11 protein-coding genes are annotated in these 12,575 nt (G+C 68.9%); 5 read left to right on the top strand and 6 right to left on the bottom strand.

What is annotated here, in order from left to right; genetic code table 11:
- The first annotated feature begins 87 nt into the window (after window positions 1-87).
- The 4 genes from K340_RS0114395 to K340_RS0114380 all read left to right on the top strand — a co-directional run bounded on the left by K340_RS0114395 (window position 88) and on the right by K340_RS0114380 (window position 4,913).
- The gene (locus K340_RS0114395) at window positions 88-621 is read left to right on the top strand and encodes a MarR family winged helix-turn-helix transcriptional regulator (RefSeq protein ID WP_051266338.1); all 534 of its coding nucleotides are present in this window, start codon (window positions 88-90) and stop codon (window positions 619-621) included.
- Between the two features lie 67 nt (window positions 622-688).
- The gene (locus K340_RS0114390) at window positions 689-1,291 is read left to right on the top strand and encodes a PadR family transcriptional regulator (RefSeq protein WP_029137230.1); all 603 of its coding nucleotides are present in this window, start codon (window positions 689-691) and stop codon (window positions 1,289-1,291) included.
- A complete protein-coding gene (locus tag K340_RS0114385; protein WP_051266335.1) occupies window positions 1,288-2,043 on the top strand; it encodes an ABC transporter ATP-binding protein in 756 nt (251 codons plus the stop codon). Before K340_RS0114390 ends, K340_RS0114385 begins: the two co-directional genes overlap by 4 nt.
- Window positions 2,040-4,913: an FtsX-like permease family protein gene (locus K340_RS0114380; protein WP_029137228.1), complete on the top strand. Its 2,874-nt coding sequence runs from the start codon at window positions 2,040-2,042 to the stop codon at window positions 4,911-4,913. The genes K340_RS0114385 and K340_RS0114380 overlap by 4 nt, the downstream gene beginning before the upstream one ends.
- Window positions 4,914-4,922: 9 nt before the next feature.
- Here K340_RS0114380 and K340_RS0114375 read toward each other — a convergent pair whose 3' ends face one another.
- Window positions 4,923-5,978 (bottom strand): serine hydrolase domain-containing protein, encoded by a 1,056-nt coding sequence (locus tag K340_RS0114375; RefSeq protein WP_029137227.1) that lies wholly within the window; start codon window positions 5,976-5,978, stop codon window positions 4,923-4,925.
- A 187-nt stretch (window positions 5,979-6,165) separates the two neighbouring features.
- On the opposite strand from K340_RS0114375, the gene K340_RS0114370 reads away from it, so the two are divergent.
- Entirely contained in the window at window positions 6,166-6,825 is a 660-nt protein-coding gene (locus K340_RS0114370) for a MurR/RpiR family transcriptional regulator (RefSeq protein WP_029137226.1), read from the top strand.
- A gap of 20 nt (window positions 6,826-6,845) precedes the next feature.
- Here the strand turns inward: K340_RS0114370 and K340_RS30160 are convergent, their stop codons facing one another.
- The 5 genes from K340_RS30160 to K340_RS30140 are packed head-to-tail and all read right to left on the bottom strand — an operon-like array spanning window position 6,846 to window position 12,574.
- The gene (locus K340_RS30160; protein WP_037364682.1) at window positions 6,846-8,465 is read right to left on the bottom strand and encodes an N-acyl-D-amino-acid deacylase family protein; all 1,620 of its coding nucleotides are present in this window, start codon (window positions 8,463-8,465) and stop codon (window positions 6,846-6,848) included.
- Complete coding sequence (locus K340_RS30155; RefSeq protein WP_051266333.1) at window positions 8,462-9,511, bottom strand: ABC transporter ATP-binding protein; 1,050 nt, start codon at window positions 9,509-9,511, stop codon at window positions 8,462-8,464. The genes K340_RS30160 and K340_RS30155 overlap by 4 nt, the downstream gene beginning before the upstream one ends.
- Window positions 9,508-10,590: an ABC transporter ATP-binding protein gene (locus K340_RS30150; protein WP_051266331.1), complete on the bottom strand. Its 1,083-nt coding sequence runs from the start codon at window positions 10,588-10,590 to the stop codon at window positions 9,508-9,510. Before K340_RS30150 ends, K340_RS30155 begins: the two co-directional genes overlap by 4 nt.
- Window positions 10,587-11,522, bottom strand: a complete 936-nt coding sequence (locus K340_RS30145) for an ABC transporter permease (protein ID WP_084614460.1) — start codon at window positions 11,520-11,522, stop codon at window positions 10,587-10,589. Before K340_RS30145 ends, K340_RS30150 begins: the two co-directional genes overlap by 4 nt.
- Window positions 11,519-12,574 carry an ABC transporter permease gene (locus K340_RS30140; protein WP_211229440.1) on the bottom strand — a complete coding sequence of 352 codons (1,056 nt, stop codon included), beginning with the start codon at window positions 12,572-12,574 and terminating at the stop codon, window positions 11,519-11,521. The genes K340_RS30145 and K340_RS30140 overlap by 4 nt, the downstream gene beginning before the upstream one ends.
- Between the last annotated feature and the right edge of the window lies 1 nt (window position 12,575).

Genomic DNA, 12,575 nt, shown 5'->3' with positions numbered 1-12,575 from the left:
CGCGGACCGTTGCGCAGCAACGGAACGCGGGGACGAACCATCGGCACTGAGCGGGGTCAACCCGCGAGGAACGAGCGGGGAGACGCCGTGAGCGACGACGACCCTGGCTTCGAACCGGCCGGCACCGACGCCGAGAACGGCCCTTGGCTCAGCGACCGGCAGCAGGTGGTGTGGCGCCGCTGGTTGGCGATGTGGCGGATGGTCGATGCGCGCATCGAACGTGACATGCAGCAGCACGGCGGGATGCCGTTCGCCTACTACCTGGTGTTGGCCATGCTGAGCGAGGCGCCGGACCGGCAGATGCGGATGAACCGGCTGTCGGAGATCGTCGGGTTCTCGCAGTCCCGGCTCAGTCACGCCGTCGCCAGGTTGGAAGCCCTGGGCTGGGTACGCCGCGAGCAGGCCGAGGGCGATCGGCGTGGGCAGATCGCCGGCCTCACCGATGCGGGGCTCGAACGGCTGAAGAAGGTCGCTCCGCTGCACGCGGAAACGGTGCGGGCCAGCCTGTTCGACCCGCTGTCGGACGAGCAGCTGGGCGCCCTGGAGAGCATCTTCGATGCGATCCAGGCCCAGGAGTCCGACTACGAGCGGCAGATGCGGGAGATCGATCCCCAGCGCTGAAGCGACACGCCGTGTCGTTTCAGCTGGTCCTTGACGCCGGAGACCATACCCGGTATGCATACGCAGTATGTCCATCAAGTACGGCCTCCTGGCCCTGCTTTCCGACGCCGACGCCTACGGCTACCAGCTGCGTTCCCGCTTCGAATCCGCCACCGGATCGGTCTGGCCGCTGAACATCGGGCAGGTGTACACCACCCTCGCCCGGCTCGACCGTGACGGCCTGATCGAGGGCATCGGCACCGACGGTGACGGCCGCGCCATGTACCGGCTGACCAACGCCGGACGCACTGAACTGAGCGGCTGGTGGGACACCCCAGTAGCGCATGCCGACCGGCCACGGGACGAACTCGCCATCAAGATCGCCCTGGCGATCACCACCCCTGGGGTGGACGCGACGGCGATCCTGCAGACCCAGCGCCGAGAAACGATCCGGCACCTGCAGGATCTGACCAGGGTCAAACGACAGTCCGACCCGGACGACCTGTCCTGGCGCCTGGTGGCGGAGTCGCTGATCTTCGCCGCCGAAGCCGAGGTGCGCTGGCTCGACCACTGCGAGGCCTCACTGGTCCGACATGGCCGAACCCGAAAGACCAAGCCCGGTAACACCTCCGGCGCGGCGGACGGCGATTCGGTGAAAGACCCGCAGGCGACCGAAGGGACAACCCGATGAGTATCGAAGCCGGCAAACATCGCCCACCCGAGCACACCGGGCAGGTCCTGGTATTGCGGGACGTGGTCCGGGTGCACGGATCCGGGGACGCCGAGGTGCGCGCGCTGGACGGGCTGACGATATCCATTGCCGCGGGCGAATTCGTTGCGGTGATGGGCCCCTCCGGATCCGGGAAATCGACCCTGTTGCATCTGGCCGGGGGGCTCGATACTCCTACCTCGGGCACCGTCCGGGTGGAGGGCACCGACGTCGGAGCGCTGTCCGTGTCGGGGCGGGCAGCGCTCCGGCGTCGGCACATCGGTTACGTGTTCCAGGATTTCAACCTGATCCCGACCCTGACCGCGGCCGAGAACGTGGCACTGCCACGGGAACTGGACGGCACCGGACGCAAGGCTGCGCGCACGGAGGCGATGGCGGCGTTGGCCGAGCTCGAGGTCCAGGATCTGGCCGATCGGTTCCCGGACGAGATGTCCGGCGGCCAACAACAGCGGACGGCGATCGCCAGAGCGATCATCGGCAAGCGACGGCTCCTGCTGGCCGATGAGCCGACCGGGGCGCTGGACTCGCACACCGGCGAGGCGGTGCTGGAAGTGTTGCGCGGCAGGGCAGACGCCGGCTCGGCAGTGGTGCTGGTGACGCACGACGCGCGCTTCGCCGCCTGGGCGGACCGGGTGATCTTCCTGCGGGACGGCACGGTGATCGACACCGCAGGAGTCGACTCCGCCGAAGAACTGCTGGCGCACAGTCGATGAACCGGCTGCGGATCCTACTGCTGCTGGCCTGGCGGGACGCCGTGCGGCACAAGGGCCGTTCGCTGCTGATCGTCGCGCTGGTGGCGTTGCCGGTGCTGGTGATCGGCGCCGCCGATGTACTGCTGCGATCGCAGCAGGGCACGCCCGAGATCTCCGTCCGCGGCCAACTCGCCGGGTCATCGGCCTACCTCTGGGCGCCGCTGGGTGCGGCGTCGACGGACCAATCCCCCGCCGACACCTGGGCCGGCCAGTTCGTTGCGGTCGACAAGTCTGCGCGGCCGGCGGCCACCGCGACGTTCGAAGGCGGTCCCGGCGACCCGGCGATGGTCGATGTCGGGCAGACCCCGCTCCGCTCGGCGTCCGAGGTTCTGGCCCTGTTGCCGGCCGGATCGTCGGTGACTCCTTGGGATCATGGCAACACTCCGATCAGCGCAGACGGCATTCGGTATCGGATGGCCGACGCCGATCTGCTCGACCTGGCCAGCCCGGCCGCCGGCGACCGCTACCGGGTGACGGCCGGGACCGCAGCAGCCGGCCCGGACCAGCTCACGCTGACGCCAGCACTGGCCGCCGAGCTCGGAGTCGCCGTCGGCGACACGATCAGCGTCGGCGCACCCGCCCGCGACTACCGGCTGGTCGGTCTCGTCGAGGCGACCGTGCATGGCTCGACGCCGGTGAAAGCCGTTGTCGGTCAAGCGAACGCCGTCGCCGGCGTGGCTCAGTGGAACGGCCCTCGGTATCTGGTCGCCAGCCCCGTCCCGATCGGCTGGGATCTGGTGCAGCAGTTGAACGCCGTCGGGATTCAGGTGTATTCGCGGGCAGTCGCCCTCGATCCCCCGTTCGTCCCGGAGCAGCCCTACGACTCGGGGGCGGCCATCGGCCTCGCCGCGGCGGTGATCCTGGTGGTGCTCGGGCTGACCCAGGTGGTCTTCCTTTCCGGACCGGCGTTTGCCATCGCCGCCCGGAAGATGCGCCGGCAGCTCGGCCTGGCCGCCGCGACCGGCGCGGCCCCGAAACACATCGCCGGAGTGGTACTCGGGTCCGGAGTGCTGCTCGGAGTGATCGGATCGATGCTCGGCACCGCCATCGGCGCACTGATCGGAGTCTGGATCCAACACCCGCTCACCAAGTGGACCGGCATCGATTTCCCTGGCGTCACAGTGCGTTTCGGTGAATTGGCGCTGATCGCCGGCATTGGCGCAGTGACCAGCGTGCTGGCGGCGGCGTGGCCGGCCGTCACCGCCTTGCGGACGGATCCGATCGCTGCCCTGGCCCGTCGAGCGAAACCGCCGAAACGGCCGGGAATGATCTCACTGCTCGGGCTGGTGCTGGCCGGCGTCGGCGTGATCGTGGTGGTGTGGGCCGCTTCGAGGTCGATCCCTGCGGAGATCACCGGCATGGCCCGAAGCGACGTCACCGGGCAGCGTTCGCTCTGGATCGGCGCCGGACTGGTGGCCATCCAGCTCGGCCTGGTGGTGGGCACGCCGCAACTGATCGCGCTGTTCGCCCGCTTGGGCAGGGTGTTGCCGACCACGCCGCGGATGGCGCTCCGGTCGACCGCCCGGCATCGCGGACGCAGTACCGGCGCGGTGGCCACCATTCTGGTCGCCAGCACCGGCGCCGTCTTGGCCGCCGTACTGATCCATACGATGAATGCTCAGCAGGAGACCGAGTACCGGCCTGCGCTCCGTACCGGCATCGTCACCGGGACCAGTTATTCGACGGCGCCGGACGGTGCAGTGACCGCGGACGGTCGCGACCGCGCCGAACGTGCGGTCGACGGCCTGGTCGAGCGCCTCTGGCCCGGTGCACCGTCGGCGGTCGCGAACCGCCTTGCGGTGGTCGGCCATCAGAGCGAGGAGGTGGTGCCGACCGAAGCGGCAGACTATCGCTGTCCGTGGTACTCGCCCGCCAACGGCTCTTCCTACGTCGACCGCGACATCACGGTTCCGGATGCCGGTGAAAGCGCTGCGGCCGCAACTGATATTCGCTGCGCGGGGATGTCGTTCTCCGCCTTGACGCCCGAGCAGGGCCACATCGCCGTCAGCAACGGTCAGTCGTCGATGCCGTCGATCGTGGTCGGTGACGCCACCTACCGCCGGTTGCTCACCGGCGTCGACGATCCGGCCGCCGACTCCGCCCTGACTGCCGGGAAAGTGGTGGTGCTGGATCGGCACTATTTCGACAAGGGGAAGTTCTCGATCTCGACCATGGAGTGGCCGAACAACGCGGACAAGCCCACCTATCACCCGGCCGGATCCGCGCCGGCGGTGCTGGGCCGATGGGCACTGAGCCCGGTGATCGCCATCGTTCCACCCGCGGCTCTCGCGTCCTTGAACGCGATGGCCGGCGCTCCTGGCTTCGTGGTCGAGACGGCTTCCGCAACCAGGGCCGAGGCAGAGTCGCTCAGTGCCACCGGAGAAGCCGCCGGCCTGTCACTGTCGGTATATGTCGAGACCGGGTTGCCGCCTTGGACCAGTGAATTCCCCTCGGTCTGGCTGATTCTCTGGATCGCCGTCGCCCTGATCATCGGGGTGGTGCTGGTGGTGACGGCGCTGGGCGTGGTCGACGCGGATGACGATTCCGCCACCTACGCGGCGGTCGGTGCGTCCGCCAACCTGAGACGCACGCTGTCCGGCTGGTCGGCGCTGACCACCACCGGGGTCGGGTGCCTGCTGGGCGCCGCCTCCGGGCTGCTGGTGTCCTGGGGGATCTACCGGTTGCTACAGAACCTCAATGGCGGCGAGGTCGGCATGCTGGTGCCGTGGCCGCAGCTCGCGATCCTGGTGATCGCGCTGCCCGCTGTTGCGTTCGGCCTGGCTGCCTTGTTCACCCGGTCGAAGATCCAGTTGATCCGCCGGGCCGAGTAGCTGACCTGGCTAGTCGGTGCCGCCCGGCCGGCCAAATCCAACGTTGTGCACCAGGCGCCTGATCCGGGGCAGCTGACCGTTGCGGCGGGTCGGATGCACCCGGTTGGTCAGCAGCACCACATACCGGCCCGCATCCGGGTCGACCCACACGGTCGTCCCGGTGAAGCCGGTGTGCCCGAACGTGCCTGAGCCGGCCAGGTCGCCCGCCGGACTCATCGCAGGGTCGCGGCCCTGCCAACCCAAGGAGCGGCGCAGCCGAAGGTGGTCGGTGGCCGGGGCGATCATGGTGGCAAGGGTTCTGGCCGACATCACCTCTGTGTCCTCGCCACGCGCTCCACGACAGAGCAGCTGCCCGAGCATCTGAAGATCCGTGAGCGAGGCGAACAGCCCGGCGTGGCCGGCGACACCGCCGAGCACCTCGGCGTTCTCGTCGTGCACCGTCCCTTGCACGACGCCGCCGCGCCACGGACAGTCCTCGGTGGCGGCCGCCGATGCCCGGTCCGCCGGATCGAGGCGAAACCTGGTGGCCGGCATCCCGGCCGGCCCGGTCACCGTGCACCGCACCAGTTCATCCAGCGGCATTCCGGCCGCCAGCTCCGCGATCAGGCCGAGCACGATGAAGCCCTGCGAGCTGTACTCCACATCAGTCCCGGGCGCGAATTTCAGGGATACGCCCCGGATCTCGTCCAGCACCGCCTGCCGGCTCGCGCACCACCGGTACATCGGCAGGCCGCCGGGAAATCCAGAGGTATGGGTGAGTAGCTGACGCACGGTCAGCTGCTCCTTGTCGGTTCCCCGATACTCCCGCAGATGCAGTCCGACGGAGTCGTCCAGGGTCAGGCGACCATCTTGGATCAGCGCCATGACGGCCATCGCCACGATGGGCTTGGTGACCGATGCCAGATCCCACAGCGTGTCGGCGTCGGCGGACGGGCCGCCCCAGAACAGCTCGCCGATGACGCCGGCGGAATCGATCCGGTCGGCGGTGCCGACGGACCACGCCGCGCAGGAGAATGTCCTGTCCTGCTGCGCATCCCGCAGGATCTCTTCGATTCGGTCGGTCATCGCGTCCTGTCCGTCATCGCACGGTAAGCTTGGATCTTACGAATCGTATGTCTGTCCGTGACGCACCCACTCGGACGGCCGGGTGACCCGCCGCGTCGACGCCACAAGTCGACGCAAATGCATTAGAGTGCAATACATCACGATCTTGCCGCCACGAGATCAACAGACCCGAGCGAGGAGCGCGATGATGCCAGGGCGCACCAAGAAAACGACTCATACGGATCAGGACCCGTCGGCGCCCGCTCGCCGGCCGGCCGGTCGGGGGGCGGCGTCGACGGCCCTGCAACGCCGCATCATCGAGCGGGAGCGGCGGATCCTGGACAACACGTTCAAGCGGATCGAGGAGGACGGCACCGCCGTGCGGGCCACCGGGCTGATCGTCGCGGCACGGCGCAGATTCGTCATCGGCGAAGGCAAGTCCTTCGCCTACGCGACCTTGCTGGCCGGGGATCTTTCGGCCGGCCTGTCGCAGGTCACGCTCATCGACGGCGCGATCGTCCGGCCGTTGGACATCCTGGCGGACCTGCGGGACACCGACGTGCTGATCGCGTTCTCGGTTCAGCGCTATCGCCGGTACACCGTCGAGTTCAGCCGGCAGTTCCGCGCCGGCGGAGGCGCCGTGGTGGCGGTCACCGACAGCCTTGAGGCACCGATCTGTTCCATCGCGTCGGTGAACGTCGTGGTCCCGACGGAGAACACGCCGGACGAGGATTCCCCGACCGCCGTGGTCGCGGCCATTCATGTGTTGACGGCGCTTGCGACCGCCAGCGCCAAGGGCGCCCGACGGCGGATCGACAAGCGGCGCAAGCTGACTCGCACGCTGAGCATCTACGTCGACGAGGACTGAGTGACGAACCGGCCGGCCCGTCATCGGCCGGCCGGATCGCCCGCTGCCAACGCCGCCGTCCGTCCCAGTCGCAACCGCCTGCCCGCCGTCGCCCCGGTGAAGACGCCCGCCTGCACGACATGCCGACCTGAGACGAACACCTCATCGATCCCCACCGGATACCTGTCGGGATCGGCATAGGTCGCCCGGTCGGCGATCGTCGCCGGATCGAACACCACGACGTCAGCGGCGTACCCGCGTTGAAGCCGGCCCACCCCCTGCAGTCGGAACCAGTCCGCGGGCAGGCCCGTCATCCGATGAACGGCCTCCTCGAGGCCGAACAGCCCGAGATCCCTGCTGTACCTTCCCAATACCCGGGCGAACGTGCCGCGGGCACGGGGATGTCCCAGCCGCCCGCTGCCGGCCGCCGCGCTGTCCGATCCGATAGCGGTGTACGTCGCCCGCAACGCGGTCTGCACGTCGGCGTCCGTCATCGCGAAGGCCACCATCCCGGCACGCAGCCGTTCCTCGCGCAACACGTGCACCAGCGCCTCGGCGCCGTCGGTGCCGCGCCGATCCGCCAGCTGCGCCAGCGTCTGCCCCTCGAACCGGCCGTCTGCGGTGTTGCTGACCAGAATGCCCTGGTACCCACCACTGTCGTGGACGTGGTTGTCCCACCCGGTGTCGGCCAGCTCGGTGCGCAGCCGGTCGATGATCTGCGGGCGGGCGAGTTCGGCCAGCAGCGACAGATCGTCGAGCGCGAACAGGTCGGGCGGCAGACAGGCGGCCAGGGTGGTGGCGGAGGCATCGTAGGGATAGGCGTCGAACCCGATCTCGATGCCCTCGGCGCGGGCGGACTCGGCCGCGGCCACCGAGTTTTCGATGGTCCCCCACTGCTCGGGTCCCTTGGCCTTGTGATGGGAGACCTGCACCCTGACCCCGCTCCGCCGGCCGATCTCGATGGCCTCGCGGATCGCCGTCATCCGGCCGCGCCCCTCGGCCCGGACATGCGAGGCATAGATGCCGCCTGCCTCCCGCACCACCGTGGCGACCGCGACGAGTTCGTCGGTGTCCGCGAACGCACCCGGCGGATAGATCAGCCCGGAGGACACGCCGACGGCGCCGGCCGCCATCGCGTCGCTGGTCAGTTCCAGCATCGCGCGGAGCTCGGGCGCGGTCAGTGGACCGGGGCGGAACCCGGCCACCGCCACCCGCAGCGTCCCGTGCCCGATCAGCGGCGCGTAGTTGGTGACATAGCCGCGCCCGTCGGTCACCTTGAGCAGGTCACCGAACGAACTGCCGTCCCAGCTGACCGGCGAGAAGATCCGCTCCAGGTGTTCGTTCAGGGTGTCCTGGTGCTCGGGCGTCCGCGGCGCGAGGCTGAATCCGCAGTTGCCGACCACCTCGGAGGTGATGCCCTGCAAGACCTTTGATCCATCGTGGTCAGGGAACAGCGGCGAGTCGTCGCCGTGCGAATGAACGTCGATCCAGCCGGGCGCCACCCACCGGTTCGACACGTCGTGGACCCGGGTCTGCGGTGGCAGTGGCCCGATGTCGCCGACCTCGGCAATGACGCCGTCCCGCAGCAGTATGTCGCCGCGCAGCGCGGGCGCGCCGGTGCCGTCGACGAGCGTGCCGCCGACCAGCGCGTCCGCGGTCATGCGCCGACCGCGGAAGCAGGGGGCGCCGTGGGGTTGTCCGGAGCGCCCGACGCGGCGAAATGGCAGGCGACCAGGTGCGAGTCGGACAGCGCGGGCAGCACCTGCGGGTCGCGCTCTCGACACCATTGGGCGCGCGGGTCGTCGGCTTTCTCGGCGTACAGCGGGCAGCGGGGATGGAACCGACAGCCGCCGGGGATGGCGGCGGGGTCCGGCGCCTCGCCCTGCAACAGGGTGAGAGTTTGGGCTGAGCGGCGCCCGGGAAGGATCGACAACAGGGCCCGGGTGTAGGGATGCTGCGGCCGCAGGAGCACCTCCTCCACCGTTCCCAGCTCGACGATGCGGCCCAAATACATCACCGCGACCCGGTCGGCGATGTTCCAGGCCAGTCCGAGATCGTGGCTGACCACCAGTGCCGAGAGGCCGAGGGTGTCGCGGAGATCGATCAGCAGCCGCAACACCTCCCCCCGCGCGGAGGCGTCCAACGACGACACCGGCTCATCGGCAACCAGTACCGAAGGCTCCAGCGCCAGGGCACCGGCGATGACGACCCGCTGCTGCTGGCCGCCGGAAAGCTGATGCGGGTACCTGGCCAGGAATTGCTCCGGCGGGCGCAGTCCGGCCTGGGTCAGTGCGGTGCACACCCGCTCGTACAGGTTGCCGGTCAGGCCGTGCAGCCTCGGCCCCTCGGCGACCAGGTCGTAGACCGTGTGCCGCGGGTTCAGCGCTCCGGCCGGGTCCTGCAGCACCAGCTGCACCGATCGGCGATGCTGCCGCAACGCCGCCTTGGAGTACTTGAGCGGCGCGCCCTGGCTGATCACCTGCCCGCCCTGCGGTTTGACCAAACCGACCAGCGCGCGGGCCAGCGTGCTCTTCCCACACCCCGATTCCCCGATCAGCGCGATGATCTCGGCCCGGCCGAGAGCCAGATTCACGTCGTCGACGGCCCGCGCGGGCGCCGCTGACCGCCGCGAGGAGAACGTCACCCGCAGGTTCCTCGCCTCCAGGACGTCTGCCGGGCCGGGCACCTCGATCGCTGCAGCGCTCACCTGCCTGGATTCCTCTCGGTCACGGATGCCATTGCGCCATCGGGTCTCTGGTTGACGTTCGGTCGGTCGGCGGCGAACTCCGGGAGGACCCGCAGGCATGACGACTGACGCTGCGGACCCGCCGGCCACAGCTCGATCTCGTGATCGGCGCAGCTCGGCATCACCACCGCACAGCGCGGCGCGAAGGGACAGCCGGGCGCGGTGGCGGTGGCGTCCGGCGGGTCCCCCGGCAAGCCGCGCGGCTGCCGGCGCGAAGCCGGATCACCGATGACGGGGAATGCGTCCAACAGCGCGGCACTGTACGGATGCCTGGGGTCGGTCCGTACTTCGCCGGTCGGACCGATCTCGCAGATCGAGCCCGCGTACATCACCGCGAGCCGGTCACACACCTCGGCCAACACCGACAGGTCATGGCTGATCATCACCAGCCCGACCGACCTGTTCGCCGTCAGATCCTTGAGCAGCTGCAGGATCTGCGCCTGGACCATGACATCCAGCGCCGTGGTCGGCTCGTCGGCGATGATCAGATCCGGGTCGCAGGCCAGGGCCATGGCAATCATCGCGCGCTGCCGCTGGCCACCGGAGAGTTCGTGCGGATACGCGTCCAGGCGCGTGGCCGGCAGGCCGACATCGCTGAGCAGACCCGCGGCCCTGGCCCGTGCCGTCCTGGGACTGACCTTCTCGTGCAGCAGGATCGGCTCGCTGATCTGCGTCGCGATCGTCCGTACCGGATTCAGCGCCGACATGGCGCCCTGGAAGATCATCGAGGCGCCGGCCCAGCGGACGGCCCGCACCCGCCCCCAGTTCATCGTCAGGATGTCCTCGCCGTGGTAGCTCACCCGGCCGGTGACGGTTGCCGTTGCCGGCAACAGTCGCAGGAAGCTCATCACCAGCGTCGATTTGCCGGACCCTGATTCGCCGGCGATCCCGAGCGCCTCACCGGACCGCACCAGCAGATCGACGCCACGAACCGCCTTGACGCTGCGGCTGCCGACCTCGTAGGACACCCGCAGGTCGGAGATCTCCAGCAGTGGCGGCGTTGGCCCCGCCCCCTCGGCAGGCTCGTGGGTGCCGCTCATCGCGCGGTCTCCGTCCGCGGGTTGATGATCGTCTCGAGCGCCCGGCCGCACAGGGTGAATCCGAGTACGACGATGAGAATGGCTACTCCAGGCGGAATCAGGTACCACCAAGCACCGGCGGTCAGGGCGCCCTGACCGAGCGCGCTGTTGAGGATCGAACCCCAGGACACGTCCATCGGGTTGCCCAGCCCCAGGAAGGTCAGGGTGGCCGCGGACAGGATCGAATCGGCGATCTTGAGCGTGCTGGTGACCAGCACGATGGGGACGACACTGGGCAGGATCTGCCGACGCATCACCTGGCCGTCCCCGGCTCCCAGCGCCTTGGCCCGCTCGACGAACGGGCGGGCGCTGACGGCCAACGTCTGCGCGCGGACCAGCCGCGCCGTTCCGGTCCAGGACGTCACGGCGATCGCGATGATGATCGACGCGTTTCCCTGACCCAGCACCGCGGCCAACGAGATGGCCAGGGGCAGGCCCGGAAGCGCGATGAACCAGTCGGTGACCTGCATGAGCAGTCGGGAGATCCACCCACCGTAGTGCCCGGCGACGAGCCCGATCGTGGTGCCGACCACCACCGTCAGAGCGGTCGCGATCAGGCCGACGACCAGCGAGGACCTGGTACCCCAGATGACCAGGTCCAGCACCGACCGGCCGGCCTGGTCCGTGCCCAACGGATAACCCGCGAGCGGTGGGTTCAGCGACGGCCCACTGACTTTGGTGACGTCCAGGTCGGCCGGCGAGACGATCAGCGGCGCGAACAACGCGGTGCCGATGACGATGACGAGGATGGCGGCACCGAAGAAGCCGGTCGGCATCGTGAAGAACTGCACCGCTCGCCGGCGGAGCCCGGCGAACCGGGCCGGCGGCCTGCCGAGGGGTGGGGCGGATGCCGCTACTCGCGCATCCACCGCGTCCGGGACCGAGTCCGTCATCCCTGCACCCGAGGGTCGAGCACGCGGTAGAGCAGGTCGGCGATCAGATTGAACACGATGACGGATCCACTGAAGATGACGAACGTTCCTTCCAGCAGCGGTAGATCGGGAATTTTGATGCCGTTGTAGACCAGCAGGCCGAGCCCCGGCCAGGAGAACACCGTCTCGGTGACGATCGCACCTCCGACCAGCCCGCCCACCTGCAGGAAGATCACCGTGATGGCCGGCAGCATGGCGTTCGGCACCGCATGGCGCTGCCGAACCTCCGCGTCTCGCAACCCCTTGGCCCGGGCGGTGGTGAGATAGGCGTTACCCAACTCGTCCACCAACGACGAACGCATGATCATCAGGTTCTGTGCGAAAGTCACCGCGACCAGGGTGAGACACGGCAGCACCAGGTGATGGGCGACGTCCAGGATGTGCGCGATGCCGTGCCCGTCGACTGTCGGATCGCTCATCCCGCCTGCCGGGAACAGGCTCGGAATCGGGCCGACGCCGATACTGAAGACGACCAACAGCATCATGCCGAGCCAGAACGTCGGGACCGACCACAACGTCACGGCCGTGCCGGTCCAGAACCGGTCGAACTTGCTGCCCGGCTTCCAGCCGGCTCGAACACCCAGCCACAGCCCGAGAGCCACCGAGATCAGCGTCGCGGTGCCCATCAGCAGCAGGGTCGGTCCGATGGCCGACCCGATGAGACTGCCCACCGATTGCCGGTACTCCCAGGAGTAGCCGAAGTTCCCGGTCAGGACGTTCCTGAGAAAGTGGAAGAACCGCACGACGATCGATTGGTCCAGGCCCAGCTGTGCCCGCAGATCGGCCATCTGCTCCGGAGTCACGGACTGCGCCCTGGCCAGCGACTGCGCCGGGTCCGACGGCACCAGCGAGAACACGATGAACCCGATGACCAAGGTGACCAGGAAGCTCTCGAGCGACATCAATGCCCGACGGCCGAAGTAGCCCCAGCCGATTCTGCGCCGCCGCCTGACGGCAGGGACCGGGTCGGTCCCTGCCGTCAGCGCGGCGTCATCATTCCGCAATGCGGCCAAA

The sequence above is a fragment of the Nakamurella lactea DSM 19367 genome, assembly GCF_000426645.1.
In the GTDB taxonomy this organism is placed as follows: Bacteria; Actinomycetota; Actinomycetes; order Mycobacteriales; family Nakamurellaceae; genus Nakamurella; species Nakamurella lactea.
The sequence above is the reverse complement of the archived record's forward strand: the minus strand, read 5'-3'. Positions and strand labels throughout refer to the sequence as shown.